Annotated in this window: 21 protein-coding genes and 2 pseudogenes; 1 reads left to right on the top strand and 22 read right to left on the bottom strand. The window is 36.7% G+C overall.

Annotated elements, in window-relative coordinates; genetic code table 11:
• Nucleotide 1 precedes the first annotated feature (1 nt).
• The 20 genes and pseudogenes from J2S06_RS10065 to J2S06_RS09970 form a co-directional block, all read right to left on the bottom strand.
• Nucleotides 2–496 carry a (2Fe-2S)-binding protein gene (locus J2S06_RS10065; RefSeq protein WP_419152192.1) on the bottom strand — a complete coding sequence of 165 codons (495 nt, stop codon included), beginning with the start codon at nucleotides 494–496 and terminating at the stop codon, nucleotides 2–4.
• Entirely contained in the window at nucleotides 483–1,370 is an 888-nt protein-coding gene (locus tag J2S06_RS10060; protein WP_419152191.1) for an FAD binding domain-containing protein, read from the bottom strand. The genes J2S06_RS10065 and J2S06_RS10060 overlap by 14 nt, the downstream gene beginning before the upstream one ends.
• Nucleotides 1,371–1,397: 27 nt before the next feature.
• Nucleotides 1,398–1,853 (bottom strand): SRPBCC family protein, encoded by a 456-nt coding sequence (locus J2S06_RS10055; protein ID WP_419152190.1) that lies wholly within the window; start codon nucleotides 1,851–1,853, stop codon nucleotides 1,398–1,400.
• On the bottom strand, nucleotides 1,850–4,267 hold the full coding sequence (locus J2S06_RS10050; protein WP_419152189.1) for a xanthine dehydrogenase family protein molybdopterin-binding subunit: 2,418 nt from the start codon (nucleotides 4,265–4,267) through the stop codon (nucleotides 1,850–1,852). The genes J2S06_RS10055 and J2S06_RS10050 overlap by 4 nt, the downstream gene beginning before the upstream one ends.
• A complete protein-coding gene (locus tag J2S06_RS10045; RefSeq protein ID WP_419152188.1) occupies nucleotides 4,268–4,870 on the bottom strand; it encodes a nucleotidyltransferase family protein in 603 nt (200 codons plus the stop codon). It abuts the gene before it with no gap.
• 21 nt (nucleotides 4,871–4,891) lie between these two features.
• Nucleotides 4,892–5,980 carry an XdhC family protein gene (locus J2S06_RS10040; RefSeq protein WP_419152187.1) on the bottom strand — a complete coding sequence of 363 codons (1,089 nt, stop codon included), beginning with the start codon at nucleotides 5,978–5,980 and terminating at the stop codon, nucleotides 4,892–4,894.
• 11 nt (nucleotides 5,981–5,991) lie between these two features.
• Nucleotides 5,992–6,744, bottom strand: coding sequence for a response regulator transcription factor (locus J2S06_RS10035; RefSeq protein WP_419152186.1), 753 nt, complete (start codon nucleotides 6,742–6,744; stop codon nucleotides 5,992–5,994).
• Nucleotides 6,745–6,892: 148 nt separating this feature from the next.
• Nucleotides 6,893–7,912: a GTP 3',8-cyclase MoaA gene (gene moaA, locus J2S06_RS10030; protein ID WP_044893153.1), complete on the bottom strand. Its 1,020-nt coding sequence runs from the start codon at nucleotides 7,910–7,912 to the stop codon at nucleotides 6,893–6,895.
• A 218-nt stretch (nucleotides 7,913–8,130) separates the two neighbouring features.
• Nucleotides 8,131–8,241 (bottom strand): YhdX family protein, encoded by a 111-nt coding sequence (locus tag J2S06_RS10025; protein ID WP_160299089.1) that lies wholly within the window; start codon nucleotides 8,239–8,241, stop codon nucleotides 8,131–8,133.
• Nucleotides 8,242–8,409: 168 nt separating this feature from the next.
• A complete protein-coding gene (gene crcB, locus J2S06_RS10020; protein WP_152642943.1) occupies nucleotides 8,410–8,778 on the bottom strand; it encodes a fluoride efflux transporter CrcB in 369 nt (122 codons plus the stop codon).
• The gene (gene crcB / locus J2S06_RS10015) at nucleotides 8,775–9,158 is read right to left on the bottom strand and encodes a fluoride efflux transporter CrcB (protein ID WP_044893152.1); all 384 of its coding nucleotides are present in this window, start codon (nucleotides 9,156–9,158) and stop codon (nucleotides 8,775–8,777) included. Before crcB (J2S06_RS10015) ends, crcB (J2S06_RS10020) begins: the two co-directional genes overlap by 4 nt.
• Before the next feature lie 380 nt (nucleotides 9,159–9,538).
• Nucleotides 9,539–9,772 (bottom strand): annotated as a pseudogene (locus J2S06_RS10010) (ArsB/NhaD family transporter); the annotation flags it as partial.
• A complete protein-coding gene (locus tag J2S06_RS10005; RefSeq protein WP_419152185.1) occupies nucleotides 9,744–11,888 on the bottom strand; it encodes a heavy metal translocating P-type ATPase in 2,145 nt (714 codons plus the stop codon). The gene J2S06_RS10005 and the pseudogene J2S06_RS10010, both read right to left, overlap by 29 nt.
• Nucleotides 11,881–12,249 (bottom strand): ArsR/SmtB family transcription factor, encoded by a 369-nt coding sequence (locus tag J2S06_RS10000; RefSeq protein WP_044893149.1) that lies wholly within the window; start codon nucleotides 12,247–12,249, stop codon nucleotides 11,881–11,883. The genes J2S06_RS10005 and J2S06_RS10000 overlap by 8 nt, the downstream gene beginning before the upstream one ends.
• 119 nt (nucleotides 12,250–12,368) lie before the next feature.
• Complete coding sequence (locus J2S06_RS09995; RefSeq protein ID WP_044893148.1) at nucleotides 12,369–13,460, bottom strand: AI-2E family transporter; 1,092 nt, start codon at nucleotides 13,458–13,460, stop codon at nucleotides 12,369–12,371.
• Nucleotides 13,461–13,531: 71 nt separating this feature from the next.
• Nucleotides 13,532–13,666: pseudogene (locus tag J2S06_RS09990) on the bottom strand (ATP-binding protein); the annotation flags it as partial.
• 31 nt (nucleotides 13,667–13,697) lie between these two features.
• Nucleotides 13,698–14,363 carry a molybdate ABC transporter permease subunit gene (modB, locus tag J2S06_RS09985; protein WP_419152184.1) on the bottom strand — a complete coding sequence of 222 codons (666 nt, stop codon included), beginning with the start codon at nucleotides 14,361–14,363 and terminating at the stop codon, nucleotides 13,698–13,700.
• Complete coding sequence (modA, locus tag J2S06_RS09980) at nucleotides 14,360–15,136, bottom strand: molybdate ABC transporter substrate-binding protein (RefSeq protein WP_419152183.1); 777 nt, start codon at nucleotides 15,134–15,136, stop codon at nucleotides 14,360–14,362. The genes modB and modA overlap by 4 nt, the downstream gene beginning before the upstream one ends.
• Before the next feature lie 143 nt (nucleotides 15,137–15,279).
• On the bottom strand, nucleotides 15,280–15,642 hold the full coding sequence (locus J2S06_RS09975) for a rhodanese-like domain-containing protein (protein ID WP_044893146.1): 363 nt from the start codon (nucleotides 15,640–15,642) through the stop codon (nucleotides 15,280–15,282).
• 487 nt (nucleotides 15,643–16,129) lie between these two features.
• The gene (locus tag J2S06_RS09970; RefSeq protein ID WP_419152225.1) at nucleotides 16,130–17,542 is read right to left on the bottom strand and encodes a SpoVR family protein; all 1,413 of its coding nucleotides are present in this window, start codon (nucleotides 17,540–17,542) and stop codon (nucleotides 16,130–16,132) included.
• A gap of 232 nt (nucleotides 17,543–17,774) precedes the next feature.
• Here J2S06_RS09970 and J2S06_RS09965 point away from each other — a divergent pair, with 232 nt between their 5' ends.
• On the top strand, nucleotides 17,775–17,963 hold the full coding sequence (locus tag J2S06_RS09965; protein WP_044893145.1) for a hypothetical protein: 189 nt from the start codon (nucleotides 17,775–17,777) through the stop codon (nucleotides 17,961–17,963).
• Nucleotides 17,964–18,120: 157 nt separating this feature from the next.
• Here J2S06_RS09965 and J2S06_RS09960 read toward each other — a convergent pair whose 3' ends face one another.
• Together J2S06_RS09960 and hmpA are read right to left on the bottom strand one after the other, a co-directional pair.
• Complete coding sequence (locus J2S06_RS09960; RefSeq protein ID WP_419152182.1) at nucleotides 18,121–18,624, bottom strand: ferritin family protein; 504 nt, start codon at nucleotides 18,622–18,624, stop codon at nucleotides 18,121–18,123.
• Between the two features lie 187 nt (nucleotides 18,625–18,811).
• On the bottom strand, nucleotides 18,812–20,035 hold the full coding sequence (gene hmpA, locus J2S06_RS09955; protein ID WP_419152181.1) for an NO-inducible flavohemoprotein: 1,224 nt from the start codon (nucleotides 20,033–20,035) through the stop codon (nucleotides 18,812–18,814).
• Nucleotides 20,036–20,198: the final 163 nt, after the last annotated feature.

Genomic DNA, 20,198 nt, shown 5'->3' with positions numbered 1-20,198 from the left:
ATCATCCCCTTTCTACCTGAGCTTTATTACTATTTTCTTCAACCGTTTTTTGAATCGCTTCGATAATTCCACCATAACCCGTGCACCGGCATAAATGTCCTGAAAGCATTTCTTTAATTTCCTGAACAGAAGGATTCGGGTTGTTTTGCAAATAGTCAGTTGCTGACATTAAGATACCAGGTGTACAGAATCCACACTGAAGACCGTGGCATTCAATGAAGTTTTTTTGTAATGCAGTTAATTGACCGTCTTCTCCCAAACCTTCTACTGTTGTGATCTCCTGTCCATCCACTTGAACAGCAAATATGAGGCAGCTCCGAACAGCTGAACCATTTAAATGGATCGTGCAAGCACCGCACACACCGTGTTCACAGCCTACATGTGTGCCAGTGAGACCACACGTTTCTCGTAAAAAATCACTTAACAGCATTCTCGACTCAACTTGTTCTTTATATTTTTTTCCGTTGATGGTCACTTCGATTTCATGAACACTCATTAGTTTCACCTCTTGCTCGTTCGTAGGCTGATTTAACTGTACGCACTGCCAATTTTTTCGCAAGATGTCTTCTATATTCAGCAGTTGCGTGTATGTCTGACTCCGGATCTACCATTTCATCCACGATATCCTCGACTTTTTTGAGAAGGGAGTCAGATAAAACCTCTCCTGTCATCGATTCGTTTACCTCTTCTAATAGCAATGGCGTAGCCTCAACACCACCTAATACAAGCCGAACATTTGAAATGCGTTCTAAATGATCAATGGTTAATTGACAAGCAGAGGCAACGAGTGCAAAATCACCGTGGCGGCGAGAAATTTCATAAAATGAATATCCATTTCTTCCTTTTTCGATAGGAATGTGTATTTCCGTCAGCATCTCATTTGGCATAATGTCTGTGGTTAAATAAGTTATAAAGAAATCCTCGACGTTTACTTCTCGCACTTCATCTTTAGAAGCAATATGAAGGGTCCCTCCGAGCGCCATTAATGAAAGTGGAATTTCAGCTGTTGGGTCAGCGTGAACAAGACTTCCTCCAAATGTTCCCCGATTTCTCGTTTGAACGTGCCCAATAAAGGGAACCGCTTCGCTTAAAAGACCTAAATGCTTCTGAACTACATCTGATCTCTCAACTTCCGCCTGCCGTGTCAACGCACCAATTTTCACTTTGTCGCTATCCATCTCAATAAAATGCAAATCATGAAGGCGATTAATGTCAATTAAACATTCTGGCGATGATAGCCTCATGTTCATTATTGGTACAAGACTTTGACCACCGGCAATGATTTTCCCGTCAAATCCGGCTTCTTCTAAAAGCGTTAAAGCTTCATCAACTGCTTTCGGGGAATAATAATCGAATTTTACCGGTTTCATATACTCCCCTCCTTTCTACTACTCTACTTAAATTGATTGTTCACTTTTCGCTAACTCTTTATTAAACTTTTTAAAGAAGTCCTGAATGATTAACTTCGCTACACCGTTTAGCATTCTTTGTCCAACCATTGCCACTTTACCGCCAACTTCCGCATCATACGTATAGTTCAATTCCGTCTTGTTATCGTCAATTGGAATAAGATCAACAACACCTGTTGCTTCAACACTTCCTGGTCCACCTTCCCCTTTTACAACGAGCTTGTAATGGTTCGGTTTTTGAACATCAGCGATTTCAATGGTTGATTCATATTTCCCTTTAACAGCAGCAATTCCAATAGATAATTCCGCTTCATATTTGTTTTCATCGACAGGCTCTAATTTTTTACAGCCCATAATGCAATTTTTTAATGCCAGTGGGTCAAGCAGCACTCCCCATGCCTTTTCAATTCCTGCATTTAATGTTACGCTCCCTTTTCCGTTCATGATGATACCTCCTGTTTTTTAGACTGATTCAACATGTTCCATACTTTATTTGGCGTTATAGGTAATGAATCAATCGTCACACCATATGGCTTCAACGCATCATTTACTGCATTTGCAATGACAACTGGTGCACTCATTGTATTTCCTTCCCCAAGACCTTTAGCGCCTAATGGTGTAATTGGTGATGGCGTCTCAATATGTTTAATCGTTACATTTGGTACTTCAGGTGCTGTTGGACATAAATAATCCATAAATGATCCAGTTAAAAACTGACCTTTTTCATCGTAGACGAGTTCTTCATACATGGCACCGCCAAGCCCATGGACAAGACCTCCCAGTATTTGTCCATCTACAATAAGCGGATTTAACAGTTTTCCAGCATCGTGGACCGTGAAATAATCTATAATGTGGATGTCTCCTGTCTCTGGATCAATTTCTACTGTCACTAAATCAGCAACAAATCCATAAGTAACCGATGAATTAATAAGGTCCTGGTCATCCGGTGGTTCAGCTTGGACAGTATAATAGGCTGTTTCATAAATTCCAGGCTCCATCCCTTCTGGCAAAGAAAGCGGATTCCAATGGGCTGATCCAACAACCCTTTTTATAGAAATAGATTTAGATGGATCGGTTTTGGAAACGATCTTACCGTTTTCAATCGTTAAATCTTCTTCCTTCACTTTTAAAAAATGTGCGGCAATTTTTATGAGTTTATTTTTTACCTTATGAGCTGCGTAGTACACAGCGCTTGATCCGAGTGACGCAAACCGGCTCGAATAGCTTCCGGAAGCAATAGACCAGGCACTTGTAGCTGTATCAAGCTCAGCTACGACATTAATTTTGTCATGTGGAATTCCGAGAATTTCTGATACAATTTGGCTTGCGACCGTTTCATGCCCTTGTCCAGATGGTGTAGTACTTATGCGAACATTCACATTTCCCATCGGATCCATCGAAATCGTCGCCGCTTCTGAACAACCTGATTTCGGAAGCCCTGCTCTTCTTTCCTCAGGGGTTAGTGCGATCGTAATGTAACCCATATTTGAACCAGATGGTTCAACGATCACAGCAAGACCAACACCTAGAAGCTTTCCTTTCCTGCGTGCTTCAGCTTGTTTTTTTCGGAATTCATCATATTTTCCGACTTTTAACAGCAGGTCAAACGCTTTTTCATAGTCTCCGCTATCATACACTCCACCAGATGCCGTTTTGTATGGAAATTGTTCTTTTTTAATTAAATTTCGTTTAATCACTTCAGTTGGCTCTAATTTTAATTCATCCGCAATCATTTGCATGATCCGTTCAAGAGGGAAATACGTTTCTTGCCCCCCATATCCACGTATAAGCCCTGTCGGCAATTTATTCGTCATGACGGCATACGCATCAATCATTAAGTTTGGAATATCATAGGCACCTGTTGTATTAGCATGGTTCCGGTACAAACATGCCGGCTCTGGTGCCCGAATATATGCACCTACGTTATCCATCATTTTCATTTTTAATCCTAGTATTTTCCCATCATCTTTTACAGCCGCTTCTATATATGTGACGCGATCCGTACAGCTTGAACTAGCTGCCAAATGCTCCTGCCGGTCCTCGATCCATTTCACAGGACAGCCCACGAGACGACTCACAACGGAACAAAGAACGATGTATGGGAATATCCCAGCTTTGATTCCGTAGCTGCCACCAATATCCTTTGGTATGATAATTCTCAACCGGTTACTTGGGATTTTTAATGCCCCAGCCATAATCGAATGAAGCACAAACGGTCCGTGAAAGTTTGCGTGAACCGTATAACTATTAGAGCTATCCTCGTATTGTGCAATAATGCCGTATGTTTCAACTGGCGTCGCAGAATATTTCGGAAATTGAAAACGATGCTTTATGATTTTGTCAGCTTTCTCAAAAGCCTTCTCTACATCTCCATAGTGAAATGTTCGATGATTAGCAATATTTGAACCAACATTTTCATGTAAAATAGGTGCTCCATCTTCTATTGCACGTTCAATGTCTACAATTGGTTCAAGATTTTCATATTTCACCTTAATTTTTTCTAACGCATCCTCCGCAATATAACGGTTTTTGGCCACGACAACTGCTACTGGTTCACCTACATAACGAACTTTATCAATAGCAATTGGATAGTAATGAACAGGAGCACTGACCCCAACACTAAAAGGATTTAGTAGAGGCTCTACATCCTTACCTGTTACAACACCTTTTACGCCGGGTATTTCTAAGGCTTCTGCATAATCGATAGATACAATTTTAGCATGTGGATAAGGGCTTCTTAAAATAGCCACATGACCTGTATTAGGTGGAGTACCGATATCATCAATATATTTGCCCTGTCCTGTCAATAACCTAGCATCTTCAACACGTGTCACTCTTTTCCCAATCACTTTACTCATTTAACTTACCTCCTTCCGAAGAAGTTTCTCATAATCTTTTGGTGTATCAATATCATGAGGATATGGTTTTTCGATCGCAGCAAAACAAATGTTATTAGGGAAATTTTTAATAATTGATCTTGCCCCTTCATCTCCCCTCACCTTAAAGAGATGAGAAAACATGGCGTGATCAAAAAGTACCGGATGACCTTTTTTCGTTCGATATTTTGCTTGAACGATGAGGGGATTCCCATTCCTTTCATAGCATTGAATGACAGCATCAATATCATCCGCTGCAATAAGCGGCTGATCACCTAATAGCACAACAACAGCATCAGTCGTTTCAGGTACACTTTTCAACCCTGCTTTTAACGATGTGGACATGCCTTGATTGGCAATATTATTCAAAACTATTCGGTTTACCGCTGCCTTAGAAACTTCCATTTTTAATTCGTCAATTTCAGGATTAATAACAACAACGATACCGCTTAACTGAGATTTTTTACTTTCATCCATGACATGCTGAATAATCGTTTTACCATTAAACGGGAGCAATAGCTTAGGTGTGCCCATCCGCGTTGAAAAACCTGAAGCTAATATCAGTCCCCAAATGTTTTTTCTCACCTTATAACTGGCACCTCCTTTTTAGGAATAAGCCATTGCTGCCAGTTCTGATAATTTTCTTCCAGTTCCTCCTCTGTACACCATCATGATTTCAGCCAAAATACTAAAGGCAATTTCTTCCGGTGTTTTCGCTCCAATATCAAGACCGATAGGACTATGAATTTGCTGTATATCAGGATTAAACTTTAGAATTTGGCTGCTTTCAATCAATTGTGCAGTTCTTTTTCTCGGTCCTAAAAGACCAATGTAGGCCGCATTTGAATGAATGATCGATTCCAATATTTCTTGATCGTGTAAAAAATTGTGTGTCATAATGATGACATATGTGTTTTCATTAAGCGAAACCTCAGGAACAGACCCTTTAGGATAAACATGGATAAAATCAGCATCAGGAAAGTTATTTTCGTTGCAATAAGTAGGACGATGGTCAAGAACGGTCACAATCCATTTCAAGTTTTTTGCCATTTTGACAAGTGGAATGGCATCAGGACCAGCGCCAAAAACCTTTAATTGTGGTGGTGGACTTAAAGATTCATAGTATACGTATAATTCTTTTTCACCACCTAAATAAACCATTTCATTTTTTAAATTGTTCTTCCGATTTTGATAATCTTTAGCAATTTCAGAAACAGTGATGAGTGAGTCGTCATTACTTTGCAAAGGGTCTAGGATCCACATCTTCCCTTGAAGATTTTTATCTTTCGCATTCACGATCGTGACAGCGTGTAATTGCTTTTGGAGGGATTGTAAAAAATATTGATCAATCATTTCTGCCCTTTCAGGCTGCTTTTTTGGTAGATACGGCTGTAAAAAAATGTTCATTTTCCCATTACAGCCAACGCCAAGTCCCCAAACAATATCCTCTTCTCCATAAAAATCATAGTGGATCACTGCCGGCTTTCCCGTTTCGAGCACTTTTACAGCATGTTCCATTATATCTGCTTCCACGCAACCGCCGCTTAAAAGACCCGTTAACTTTCGATCTTCTGATATGAAGCATTTTGCCCCTGTCTTTTGGTAAGTAGATCCTTTTGTAGAAATAATGATTCCAATAACACCTGATATCCCTTCCTTTTTGCAGCGTTCCAATTCCTTTTTTATCGTAATCACGACCTCACCCCCTATTCTTTAAAATGAAACTGTTCCCGATATTCTCTCGGTGTCTTTCCTACCAATTTTTTAAAAGCGGTTGCAAAATAGCTTGCATTTGAAAAACCAGTATTGTTGGCGATAATTTCAATCGGAAGACTAGAAACTCTCAGCATCGTTTTTGCTTTTTGAACTCGGACAAACGATAAATATTCCACAAATGTCATACCAACTTCTTCTTTAAACAATCGGCTGAAATAAGATGGACTCAAATATACTTGATCTGCTACTTCTTTTAGAGTAATAGAATAACCATAATTCATTTGGATAAACTGAATGGCACTTTCGATCGGATTTTTTAAGTCAGAAGAAAAATGACTTTTCCCATTGATCGTTTGATTAATTTCTTTATTGATTCCTTGGGGCAAAATCCGCTCAAATGTTTCAAATAGTTCATTTTTAGAAAGCGGTTTCAACAAATACGCTGAAAAACCTGAGTTGATCGCTTCCTGAACAAACTCGAACATTTTTAACTGAGTTACAACAATGACGGGCAAATCTGGATACAGCTCTAACGCTGTTCTTCCTAATTTAATACCGTCTATATCTGGCAAGGAGATATCCACAATGAGTATAGTCGGTCGATTTTGCTTTAAAAGGATCATACCTCTTTGAGCTGTACTAGCTTCATAAATGGAAAGAAAGCGGAATTTACTATCTTCAATGATTGACTTTAAATCCTTCCTAGCAGATTTATCATTATCAACAATTAATACATCAGCCAATTGCTACCCTCCTTGTTTTTATATAATAGATAAAAATGCATTTTAATAGTTTAGAAAATTTATGATTTCATTTTCATTTTTTTATCTTTCGAATTTTCCGAAAAAAATAACAATCAGCATCTGGATATAAACACCAAATGCCGATTGTTTATCCTCCTATATATGACATTTCAATTTTATTTTTTTTCATCATCCCTTTGTTTTCTGTCCGTTCAACAGAATATTGATCTTTACGATTTTTCCAAATACGATCAATAGCCATTTTGATTTCTTCGCGACTTTTTCCTGAACGAATGAAATCCCGTAAATTAAATCCTTCATGAGCATATAAACAAGTGTATAGTTTTCCATCTGATGAAATACGTGCTCTCGTACAGCTTGAACAAAATGGTTCTGATACTGATGTGATAAATCCGATTTCTGAACCTGTGTCTTGATGGCGGTAACGCTTGGCTACCTCTCCAAAGTAGTTTTCATCAATTGGTTCAATTGAATAAACAGAGCTGATCATCTTAAACATATCTTTTTTTGTCAAGACATCTTTCATATTCCAGCCGTTCGTATTTCCTACATCCATAAATTCAATAAACCTTAATGTAATCCCCTTGTTTTTAAAGTATTCCGTCATCGGCAAAATTTGGTGATCATTTACTCCTTTTTGTACAACCATATTTACTTTAACCGAAAATCCGAGCGATACAGCATAATCAATATTTGCTAAAACCGTCTTCGCTGATACATCTCGTCCATTTAAGCGGCAAAACGTATCGTCATCGATCGCATCAAGGCTGATGTTCAATCTGCGAAGACCTGCTTCATACAATTTTGGGCCATGCTTTTTTAAATACACGCCGTTTGTTGTCAAACCAATATCATGAATACCTTCAATTTTTGAAAGCATGGCAATCAGTTTATAAACATCCTTCCGAAGAAGCGGTTCGCCTCCCGTTAGCTTAATTTTCTTCACGCCAAGCTCAACGAATATTTTCGTGAGTTCCACAATTTCTTCAAACGACAACAATTGATCCTTTGGCAGGAATTGATAATCGTCTCCGAATATCTCTTTTGGCATACAATATGTGCAACGGAAATTACACCGGTCGGTTAAAGAAATACGCAAATCGCGCAAAGGGCGGTGCAACTGATCCAATACTTGGTTCTTTTTCATTTATAACTCATTCCTTTATAAGGATTTCTAATTAGAAACAACTTTTTAAATGTTATCCTACCAAATTATTAAAACGGTTTCAACAATATTGCCTGAGTAGCATAAGGACTCCCCCATTTGTCCGTTTTTCTTTTCTGTTTTTACGGTACAAAAAAAGGGGTCCTTACAATCCATGAAAAACAGTTATCCCATTCTCTGTTATTTTTAGTACCAATAGCTTATTTTTCTTTTTTTTCATCTTCATCACGTTGAATTAACGTTGCTTCATATATTTCTGCATCAGTTTCCTTTATTATTCGTTCTTCAACTCGAATTCTTCCCCTCCCCATCAGCTCCCCTCCTTACAGGTGATCATAATAAAAGGCTCTTTTCTAAAAGATTGCTGCTGAACTATAGCTTTTCGACTGTCATAAGCAAGCGACACGCCACTTATTTTTTGACACTAATGTATTCTTTTATTGTGATCTTCATGCCTGGACACTTCACATTTTAATCATCTAAAAAACATGATGGTGAATAGATGAGCCAATAAAAATACCTAAAAATGCAAATAAAATCCCCAATCCATAACTAGTAAGCAAATATAATATCATCGCCTTTTTTTGTTTTTGAACGAAAAATTTTATATTTTCCATTTTAAATGTGGAAAACGTCGTAAAGGCACCAAAAAAACCAACCCCTATTAATGCAGCCATTTGTCCTTTTATTTCCATTCCGATGATAATTCCGAGCCCAAAAGATCCTAGTATATTAACAAGAAACGTACCATATGGATAAATGGAAGTTACTTTTTGGAACATCCATCGATTCACCGAATACCGAGCTACGGCTCCTAAAAAGCCACCAATTGCAATCCATATTATCATCCTTTTTTCACCACACTTTTTTCTCCTATTTTGTATCCGCTATAAGCTAGTATAAGTCCACCAGCAAAACTAATGACAATATAAATAAAGGCTAAAAATAAATGACCTTCCTTGATTAATTGAACTGTTTCTACACTAAAGGTCGAAAAGGTTGTAAAAGAACCAATAAGTCCAGTACCTATTCCAGATAAAATGTATGGAGGAAGCACTTCCCGCTCTAGAAGTCTAGATGTGAACAAGCCTAATAAAAAGCTTCCAATCAAGTTTGCAGCTAATGTTCCGATCGGAAAAGGAGACATCGCTGACGATAATAGTCTTGAAAGCACATATCGCAAAATAGAACCAATCATTCCCCCTATACCAATTGTTATATAATACATCCATCTTCACCTCGTAAGCATATTTCTATTTTATTGTGTCATTTCGACGAAGGCTGTTTTCGTAAACTTTGTTGCTTTTCGACTGGCCATGAACCGAACAAAGCACGTGGTCGGACAAATTATATTTGTCCGACCGTCGACTTTTGTTCGGTTCGCTTTAGCGTGATATAGCAAGCGTATCGCTTGCCTGACAGTCGAAAAGCTATCGTATAGTAAAGCAACAATCTTTTAGAAAAGAGCCTTGACGAAAGAGAGACATATTCATTTTATCAATCAAAAGAAAAAGGCTCCATCCGAAATGGAGGAGCGATCATTCCTTGCAGTCATTTTACATTATTTATTGTCCTGTTTCAGCAAAATGCTTGATCCGTTCACCAATTTCCCTTTAACACTTGCTTCGTATTCACAACTGGGCTTCTTCTTGCCATAAGCAAGAAGAAAAAAGCAATGATGCTAGCAATAATCAACACGGGGATGTGGATTTGTTCACCGATAAAATATCCGATTAATAGTATACCTAGAACAAGCCATGAAAGATGAAACATTCGGTGATCTTTAATCGCATCTTTCGGCTTTTTAACATGTTCAAGATGGTAAGATAACGGTATATCTTTCAAGCTCTTCTTTTACTCGAAGCAAACGTAATGCATTAAGTGTCACAAGAAGTGTTGCTCCCATATCAGCAAAAATGGCTAGCCACAGTGTTAACCATCCAGGTACAACGAGAAGAAGCGCCAATAATTTAATTCCAATAGAGAAAGCGACGTTTTGTTTAATAACGGCTAACGCTTTTCGGCTTAAGCGAATCATAAATGGGATCTTCTTTAAATCATCTCCCATTAAAGCAATATCAGCTGTTTCTAGTGCTGTATCCGTACCTGATGCGCCCATCGCAATTCCGACTGTTGCTGCTGCTAAAGCAGGAGCATCGTTCACACCATCGCCAATCATGGCCACTTTTTCGTACTTGTTTCGCAGCTTTTTAATATTCTCTACTTTTCCTTCAGGCAACAGTTCTGCTTTCACATGAGGTACACCGATCTGTTTGGCAATAGCATTTGCGGTATTCTCATTATCACCTGTTAACATCCATATTTTCTTGATTCCAAGACGATTCAGCTGTTCAATGACATGTCGGCTATTTTTGCGCGGTTTGTCAGAAATGGCTACAATAAGTAATACTTTCTTCTTATTAGCTAGTAAAACGACTGTGTTTCCATGAGCTTGTTTTTCCATTATGGATTGTTTCCATGTTTTCGGAAGCCTTTCTCCTATTTCTTCCTCGATGAAGTTTGGGCTGCCAACTACGTATGTTTCTCCATTTACCGTTGCCTTCATCCCTTTTCCAGTAATGGAAGTTAAATCTGCAACATCTAAATGAGAGTAAGAAATATTTTGATCTTGAGCATATTGAACAACCGCTTTTGCTAACGGGTGATGGGACTGGTTTTCAATGGCAGCCAAAATCGCAAAACCATCTTCAAAAGCTTCTGATACTGAATCCACATCCGTAACAACTGGTGTCCCATTCGTTAATGTTCCTGTTTTATCAAAAGCAATAGCTTGAAGTTTTCCTGTCTGCTCAAGATGAATCCCTCCTTTAATGAGAACACCATTACGCGCAGCATTCCCAATGGCCGTAACGACGGCAACAGGAGTAGAGATGACAAGAGCACATGGACAACCGACCACTAAAACTGCTAATCCTTGATAAATCCATGTTTTCCAATCAGCATCAAATAGTAATGGTGGAATTGTCGCAACAAGAAGAGCAATCAACATAATAACAGGAGTGTAATATTTGGCAAACTTGTCGATAAACGCTTGTGACGGTGCTCGTTCCCCTTGCGCTTCTTCCACTAAATGAATAATTTTAGCAAGTGTCGTATCTTCAACGGTTTTAGTCACTTTCACTTTTACTAAGCCATCTTCATTTAACGTTCCGGCAAAAACTTCGTCTCCTGCTGTTTTCATGACAGGAATTGATTCACCTGTTATGGCTGATTGGTTCACAAATGATGAACCATTTATGATAACGCCATCCATGGCAATTTTTTCGCCTGGTTTCACAATCAAAATATCATCGACTCGAATATCTTCCACTTTTACAGATTTTTCTTTATTTCCCCGGAAAACAAGCGCTTCTTTTGGAGCAATATCCATTAATGATTTGATGGAATTTCTAGCTCGGTCCATCGAGTATGCCTCCAACGCTTCGCTAATAGCAAATAGCATCACAACGGTAGCCCCTTCTTTCCATTCACCGATAATGGCTGCTCCAATAATTGCAATGGTCATCAATGTTTTCATGTCAAACTGCAAATGAAAGAGGTTTTTGAAGCCTGTTTTAAATAGTCCCCATCCGCCTATTAGGATGGAAATAAGAAAGGAGAAAACGGTTAGCAGCGAATGATCGCCAAACAAAAAAGAACATCCCCATCCTATAAAAAGAAAAATGGCTGATAAGATGGTGACACGGTATCTTTTCCAAAAAGGCTCCTTTTGTTCTTCTAATTTTTCGTTTTCTGGATAAATTTTTAAATTTTCAAATGCACCTGCTTTTTCTAATTCTTGAATAGACGCTTCACCGTATACCGTAATTTTCGAAGCCCCAAAGTTCACTTCTGCATCTTTTACACCTTGTAAATTTTTAACATTCGTTTCGAACGTTTTCGCACAGTTGGCACATGTAAAGCCCCGAACCCGATAAACCGTTTTTTCTTTAACCACGTGACGTCAACTCCTTATGGTGCATATAAGCTAATTGAATAATTTGACTGACATGGTCATCATCGAGAGAATAGTAAACGAGTTTTCCATCTTTCCGATACTTCGCAAGTCCTAAATTTCTAAGCAGACGTAAATGGTGAGAAGCGGTGGCAATCGAACTGCCCACTATATTGGCAATATCACAAACACATAATTCCTCCTCTACAACTAATGCATAAGCAATTTTCACCCTTGTCTCATCAGCTAGCGCTTTAAAAATTTTAGCAACCTCCAAATGATTTTTCTGCTGAAGCTTTGCTTTCACTTTTTCTACTTTTTCTCCATCGACACGAATTACTTCACACGTATCAAATTGCTTCATAAATACACCTCTTATTTATAATCAAATAATCAAATGATTGTTTGAATGTATTATATGCTTTTCCATTTATTATTGTCAACAAATAAAAAAAAGCACCTCATCAAAAAGAGATGCCTTTACTAGTCGGTTTTCATTTCTTGGCGAAGCTGAATTAACCGGTATAGGTTAATGATGATAGTTTTGGATACTGCATACGTCGGAACCGCTAAGATCATCCCTAATATACCAGCAAAATTTCCAGCCACTAATAATAAGATAATAATTGTTAATGGGTGTGTATCAAGCCGTTTACCGATAATCAATGGAGATATCACATTTCCGTCAATCTGTTGAACAATTGTGACGATTAACACAACAAGCAAAGCCTTTGTTGGTGAATCGAGTAAACCGACGATAACGGCTGGGGCAACACCTATAAACGGACCTACATATGGAATGATATTAGTAATGGCAATCACTAATCCGAGTAAAAGAGCATAAGGTAAACCAATCAGTAAATACCCGATAAATGTAAAAATTCCGACTAATAATGACACAATCATTTGTCCGCGAATATAAATGGAAAGCGTTTCACCAGTTTCCTTTAAAATCCGAAGCACTTCATGTCGATAATCTTTTGGAAAAAACTGTGCGACTTTCGTTGGAAACTTATCCCCATCTTTAAACATGTAAAACAATATAAATGGAACGGTAACAATAATTAACGTAACATTCGCAATGACATTCAATACCACTTGAAAGCCTTGTGAGACATTATTCGTTATGGTTGAAACATAATCTGTAAGTGTATTTTGAATTTTATCGAAAGAGATATACTCTTGGGTGACCATCCATTGAAACCATGAACTATGATATAAATTTTCGATCATTGTTCTTAATTCGGCAATATAAAATGGCATACTTCCAATTAACTCATGAAACTGATTGACAATTGTCGGACCAATCAATCCGATGACAGACGAAATTACACTAATGAAAACTACGTATAAAATAAGGATGGAAAGTGTACGGGGTGCTTTCCATCTTTCAATAAAATCAACAACTGGATTCAGTAAAAAGTATAAAAATCCTGATATTAATATAGGGAAAAACAAAGTCGTTGTGAAAATGACAACCGGTTTAAATAAAAAGGTAATTTTCGTACTGAAATAGATGATTAATACGACCAGTAAAATTTCAAATGTCCAAAAATGAAGCTTTGACTTAAACACTTATTTTTTCCTCCCAAAAGAGTGCATTATTCACCATTATAACCATATTTAACATAATTTTACACCACATTTCAATATGGATAAGGTAAGAAGATGATAAATTTTGTACCTTTATTTTTTTCGCTCAAAACATCAATCTTTCCCTTATGAAGTAATACAAGCTGCTTCACAATCGAGAGCCCTAAACCAAATTCCCCATACGATGTAATTTTTTATCTTAACATTCTCATAATCTTGCTAATGTATATCTTTATTCACCCACTGAATAAAAACGAGCATCAGAAAAGATATCACGATCACCGTCAAAACCCACAGCCATGCTAAATCCATATTTCCTGAATCCATTGCTACATAAATGGCCGTCGGAACCGTTTGCGTTTTACCTGGAATATTCCCTGCAAACATTAAAGTAGCCCCAAATTCTCCTAAAGCTCTTGCAAAGCTTAGAACAAATCCTGAAATAATGGCTTTCATAGCTAATGGGATCGAGATATATAAAAAGACTTTCCATTCGCTTGCTCCATCCACTCTAGAAGCCTCCTCAATCCCAGGATCTATTGCTGCAAAGCCGCTTTTAGCAGCTTGATACATAAGCGGAAAAGCAACAACCGTTGCTGCAATGACGCCTGCCCACCAAGTAAACATAATCGAATGGTTAAACATCTGCTCAACCCATTGACCAAACAAGCTATTTTTCCCAAAAATAATAATCAGAAGAAAGCCAACTACAGATGGGGGCAGAACGATCGGTAATAAAAAGATCGTCTCTAAAACTTCTTTTCCTTTAAAAGTTTTTCGAGCCATCAGTCTCGCAAAAATGACCCCCACAATTAGAACGAAAAATGCAGAAACAAAAGCGATTTTCATGGATAGCAGTACAGGTGACCAGAACTGTGCTGTCATGATTCATTCAGCTCTTTAAATCCATATTTTTTTAAAATTTGCATAGCGTCTTCTTTTTGCATAAATTGATAAAACAATTTTGCCTCCTCCAAGTGGTTCGTATTTTTTATTATTCCTATCGGATAAATAATCGGTGAATGAATATTTTCTTCTGCTGTTGCCACAATCTTCACTTTGTTAGATATTCGTGCATCTGTCCGATAAACAATTCCAGCATCGACATTTCCAGTTTCCACATATGAGAGTACTTGACGTACATCCTTGGCAAAAATGATTTTTTGTTCAATATCGTTCCATATATTTAAGATTTGCAACGATTCTTTTGCATATTTTCCAGCTGGAACGACTTCCGGAATGCCGATTGCTACATGTTGAATGTGATCATTTTTTAAATCTTGAAAACGATTGATCTTGTTCTTCGATTCGTAAGGAACAACTAAAACAAGCTCATTACCAACAAGGTTTTTCCTTTGGTTGATTAATCCTTGTTGAACTAGATTATCGAATTTATCTTCAGATGCAGAGAAAAATATGTCAACAGGAGCGCCTTGTGATATTTGACGCTCTAAAGCTCCGGAACTTCCAAAATTGAAAGATAGGTGAATATGCTCATGTTTTTTTTCAAAAGATTCTTTTATTTCTAGCAATGCATTTTGTAAACTGGCAGCAGCAGAAACAGTTAGTTCAACCTTTTCATCTGGTTCATTTTGTGTACAACCGACCGAAAAAATGATTATGGCCAATAATAAGAACAATCTTTTTAATAATTTCAATTTCAATTCCTTCCTTTATATATTTATGATAATTCATTATAAGTCATTTCAAGCTAATTAGGATATTCTTTCAGAAAATTAATAAAAAAGGGGATCAGAATTGTCGTCTGAACCCCATAAGCGAAATGTACGTTAGTCATTTATTAAGCAGCACTACCCGCTTTTTTACACGTACACTCTGTTAATGTATATCCTAATACTTTATAGCCTTTTTTTCTTAAGTAGCGAATGCCAATATTTTTCTCCAATGGATTTTCTGCAATAACATGGACTTCCTTCTTTGGAATTGTATGACTATATCTTTTTAAATAGGCTATCGGGATATTAACCGCTCCCGGAATCGGATCCTTTGATGATACATCATAGTCTCTTAAATCAAGTAATACGTTTCTTTTTTCTAGTTGAGTATTTTTAATATCTATACATTGAACTCCTGAAACAGGGAAATATCGTTTATACAAAATACTAAATACAATCGCAAACAAAATAAACTGCAAATAAATCATTGGCACCCCCCTTTACTGTTACAAATAAATACTATACCTAACCAGGTATATACGTCAACTAAAAAACTTAATTTTAATTCTAGCTGACATAGAAATACTTTTTCAAGTTTTTTCGCTTTTATAACTTGACTAAATCATGAGCTTTTTATAAGCAACAGCTAAAATATTGCTAGAAATAATTTTATTTATATCCTAATTCATGAATCGTCACTTCACTTCGTACCATGAAGCGAAAATTAAGATGAAATTGACCAATTACCAAAAGGAGTCATGGGGGTTCTTTTTTATTTGCTATCGTTCAACAGGTCTTTTGATAAAATAAGCATGGTATAAATCACAAACACATTTTAAAAAGTTCATGCAATTCTCTAGCTCGTTCCTATCGGCCTCAGAATATTCAGTGGTCTATTAGCTACCGAATCACATACCATTATTCAAGTTTAACTTGGCAAGAAATAAAAAAAAGCTACTGAATCCCTTCAGTAGTTCAAACATATTTCCGATGCACGGTTTTTCCATCATAACTATAAACAACCGGTTTGTTTTCAATGACGGTTTCCATATGAACGTGGCGGCCCCAAAGCTGATAAATATATGGAAGTACTTTTTCAAGGTATTTTATATCGAGTTCAATGCCTTCATACCAGTGCTTTAAATACAATTCACCATTTCGTAAATAATCTCCGTCGTTTACCGTTATATATGGGAACCCCCCGTTCACACGCATGCTGACGAGCTGATCCCGAACCGCTTCCCAATCTTTTTCGACAATTTTATAATCACGTCCTTGTTTCTGGAACAAATACATGTCTTCTCGTAAAACTAATTCCTTTGTTAAATAGTTTCGGATAAACGAAATGTCTGACTCAATTTCCCGCACTTCAAAAATTTTTTCTCGTCCTGAACCTGGTTTGACCCCTTGTTTTTTCAACTCTTCAGATGGATTATTGTAGCGCTCTTCAATGTCTTCAAAAATTTTTAATCCTAAATAATACGGATTAATACTCGTACGTGATGGCTGCACAACACCCGCGTTTAGCTTTGCATACTCAATGGCTTCATCTGTTGTCAAATCAAGCTCGCGCATAATTCGCTGGTGCCAATACGAAGCCCAGCCTTCGTTCATGATTTTCGTTTCAAGCTGTGGCCAAAAATAAAGCATTTCTTCTCGCATCATCGTTAATATATCGCGTTGCCAATCTTCAAGCTCACGGCTATATTCTTCGATAAAGAGCAGGACATCCTTCTCTGGTTTAGGTGGGAATTTTTTTCTTTTATTCCTTTTTGGTTCTTCTTTTATCTTTTTTTCATCCAATGACCATAAATCATCATATGGTGTTGACGTTTTCTGTGCTTCTTCTTCGTCCTCATCTTCCATACTCCATGCCAGCTTTGAACGGAGCAAGGAAGGATCAATATGTTCTTGAATTGATAACACCGCATCTAAAAACCTTTCAACCTCTTGTTTCCCATATTGGTGTTCATAATTCTTGATTCTTTCAGCGGTCGCCGCCATACTTTCAACCATATCCCGTTTTGTATTACTAAAACGAACATTATTTTTAAAGAAATCACAATGGGCTAGCACGTGTGCCACAATTAATTTATTTTGTACAAGTGAGTTTGTATCTAATAAAAACGCATAACAAGGGTCTGAGTTGATGACAAGCTCATAAATTTTACTCAAACCAAGATCATATTGGAGCTTCATTTTGTAAAATTGCTTCCCAAAGCTCCAATGAGAAAAACGCGTTGGCATTCCATATGCACCAAATGTATAAATAATATCAGCCGGACAAATTTCATAACGCATTGGATAAAAATCAAGTCCGAGCCCTTTTGCGACTTCAGTAATTTCTTCAATGGCATATTGGAGAGCCTTTCTTTCATCAGCATTCATCATTCCATCCCCTCCCTTATAACAATTTATGAAACAAGTTAGGGGATGATGAAAAACATTTTAATCATCCATTTTTCAGGTGTCGTCAAATAGATTTGTTAAACATGAATATTGATTCTATCATTTCTTTTCCAATTAATAAAGCAGGACATCATAAAGATTCGTCAAAAATTGAAACAAATGATCAAATGAAACGTAAAAATCTATTAAGAAAAATGTTTGTTAGGGAGTGATGAATGTGAACGAAAATAAATGCCTTAAGTGTGGCGGTGTTGAATTTGCTGAAGGCACTGATTTCATGCCAATTAAGCCATTAGATAAGAAATTTTCTATGGGATTAAATAAAATATATACTTTCTGTTTAAAATGTGGAGAAGTAGTCTCTACAAGAATCGAAAATCCAAGTCAATTTAAAAAGTAGTTTTTAATCTTTTTATCTAACGGGTGCAATAGTTTGATAATTGAAACTGCGGTTAGAAGAGGCATTGATCGCTCCAAAACTAGTCAAATGATTGAATAGTATATTAAAAAGCAAAATAAAAATAACCATTAAAAAGAAAGAGATAGTGGAATCTTCACTATCTCCCCATTCTTCTCATCACATTGGCAATTAAAATATAGTTATATTTATCAGCATGCTTTAATTCATCTGTTAAAATTTCAAAAACCATGTCACGATAATATCGGTTTGGAAGGCCCGCACGGATATCACGGTACCGTTCCATTGCCGCTAATTCGCCGAACAATGCTTTTTTGATTCCGTCTAAATAAGATTTCGGTTTTTGAAAGTCTACGTCTTCCTGTACTTGTACTTCTTGTCCTGTAAAATCACGATAAATTTTTCGAAACATTTGATTATGCTTTCTCTCGTCATCGCGAATGGTCTGAATAATGTTTTTCTCTTCTTTTGTCTGGGCGACAGAGATTAAATAATCGTAAAATAATTCATCTTCTCGTTCCCCTTGTATTGCATCTTTTACAAGCCTTAAGGCATCCTGAAACGATTTATAATATTGGGGCTGGCGAGTGTAGTAGCCGTTATACGCATTGAAAGGATCATACATATATCCGTTTTGATACATTTTTATCACCTCTATAAGGATCATTTCATAAAAATTGTATGACGTTTATGTGTAGATCATGTCCATAATTTTGTTAATAACACAACACCACACAGATCAACATGAATCATAACCAAACAAAGCGGCAAAATAATCCTACATATATAAAAAATCCCATCACCAGAATCAGGTGATAGGGACATTTCTTTTAAACCATAACGGCTTCTTTCATTTGTTCTAAAGTAAGTGCTGGTCCGAAGAATTCGTAATGGATAGATTCTTGTCTTACTCCAAGTTCTTGTAAGCTTTCAATCATAGCTTGCATAAAAGGTACAGGACCACAAATATAATAATCCGCTTCATCCGTGATAAATTTTTCTAATACATCTTTTGAAATATACCCAATATGATCGCCACTGCCCATATTTTGAGGCTTTTCATAACAAATAAACGTTTGACCATTTGATAATTTTTCCATTAGTTCCTCCACTTCATGTTGGAAAGCATGAACCGTTTCATTTTTAGCTGCATGAATAAATGCAACAGAACGATTTGGATTTTCCAATGCAACCGCATTCAACATACTCATCATTGGTGTAACACCAACTCCACCACTTATGAATATAACAGGTGAATCTTTTTTGACATCTAATGTAAAATCTCCTGCAGGTGAACTAATTTCTAATTCATCTCCTACATTAATTTGATCATGCAAAAAATTTGATACTTTTCCATTTGGTTTATTCGGTTCAGCTTCACGTTTTACAGAGATTCTAAAATATCCTTTTCCAGATGCATCCGATAAACTATATTGTCGATTTAATAAATATTGTTCTCCATCTACTTTAACTCTAACTGTAATATATTGGCCTGGTAAAAATTCTGGTAATATGTCATCATCTTTCGGTTTTAAATAAAACGAAGTAATGACATCGCTTTCTTTTACTTTATCAACGACAACAAATGGTTTAAAATCTTTCCATCCGCCTTCTTTGTTATCTACTTCATCATACATTTCCTGTTCAACATCAATAAATACTTTGGCAATAACGCCGTAAGCCTCTTCCCAAGCTTTTAACACTTCATCTGTAATTGCATCTCCAAGCACTTCTTTCATCGCCGCTAATAGGTTTTCTCCTACAATTGGATAATGTTCTTTTTTTATACCTAAGCTGCGATGCTTATGTCCTATTTGTTTGACAGCTGGAATAAGTTTTTCTAATTCATCAATATGACTAGCCGCTGCATAAAGTGTATTCGCTAAAGCAGTTGGTTGTCTTCCTTTCTCTTGGTTAGCATGATTAAAAATATTTAAAAGTTCAGGATGGTTGGAAAACATTCTTTTATAAAAGTGAGTTGTAATTTCAGTCCCTCTTTCTGCTAATACAGGAGCGGTGGATTTAATAATTTGAATAGTTCTTTTCGATAACATGTCATGCACTCTCCTTTGAACATAATTAAAAGATATATTTTATATACATCTTTAAAAGTACATTAAATTCATTTTTAAAGCAATATTAAAAATACATCTTTTAAAGATGTCACAATTTTTTCATTAGATGTCCAAAAGTGTATAATGAAATCAGCAGTATTAA

Source organism: Bacillus alveayuensis (genome assembly GCA_030812955.1).
Classification (GTDB): Bacteria; Bacillota; Bacilli; order Bacillales; family Aeribacillaceae; genus Bacillus_CB; species Bacillus_CB alveayuensis.
This window is presented reverse-complemented; position numbering and strand designations above follow the sequence as displayed.

Coding starts and splice junctions, on each gene's coding strand:
- J2S06_RS09975 (WP_044893146.1), bottom strand. CDS start 15,642: ATGATTTATTTGCAGTTTATTTTGTTTGCGATTGTATTTAGTATTTTG.
- hmpA (WP_419152181.1), bottom strand. CDS start 20,035: ATGTTATCGAAAAGAACTATTCAAATTATTAAATCCACCGCTCCTGTA.
- crcB (WP_044893152.1), bottom strand. CDS start 9,158: ATGTATTATATAACAATTGGTATAGGGGGAATGATTGGTTCTATTTTG.
- J2S06_RS10055 (WP_419152190.1), bottom strand. CDS start 1,853: ATGAACGGAAAAGGGAGCGTAACATTAAATGCAGGAATTGAAAAGGCA.
- J2S06_RS10060 (WP_419152191.1), bottom strand. CDS start 1,370: ATGAAACCGGTAAAATTCGATTATTATTCCCCGAAAGCAGTTGATGAA.
- moaA (WP_044893153.1), bottom strand. CDS start 7,912: ATGAAAAAGAACCAAGTATTGGATCAGTTGCACCGCCCTTTGCGCGAT.
- J2S06_RS09965 (WP_044893145.1), top strand. CDS start 17,775: ATGAATGTGAACGAAAATAAATGCCTTAAGTGTGGCGGTGTTGAATTT.
- J2S06_RS10000 (WP_044893149.1), bottom strand. CDS start 12,249: ATGAAGCAATTTGATACGTGTGAAGTAATTCGTGTCGATGGAGAAAAA.
- J2S06_RS10025 (WP_160299089.1), bottom strand. CDS start 8,241: ATGGGGAGGGGAAGAATTCGAGTTGAAGAACGAATAATAAAGGAAACT.
- J2S06_RS10065 (WP_419152192.1), bottom strand. CDS start 496: ATGAGTGTTCATGAAATCGAAGTGACCATCAACGGAAAAAAATATAAA.
- J2S06_RS09970 (WP_419152225.1), bottom strand. CDS start 17,542: ATGAATGCTGATGAAAGAAAGGCTCTCCAATATGCCATTGAAGAAATT.
- J2S06_RS09960 (WP_419152182.1), bottom strand. CDS start 18,624: ATGTATCAAAACGGATATATGTATGATCCTTTCAATGCGTATAACGGC.
- J2S06_RS10050 (WP_419152189.1), bottom strand. CDS start 4,267: ATGAGTAAAGTGATTGGGAAAAGAGTGACACGTGTTGAAGATGCTAGG.
- modB (WP_419152184.1), bottom strand. CDS start 14,363: ATGACAGCACAGTTCTGGTCACCTGTACTGCTATCCATGAAAATCGCT.
- crcB (WP_152642943.1), bottom strand. CDS start 8,778: ATGATAATATGGATTGCAATTGGTGGCTTTTTAGGAGCCGTAGCTCGG.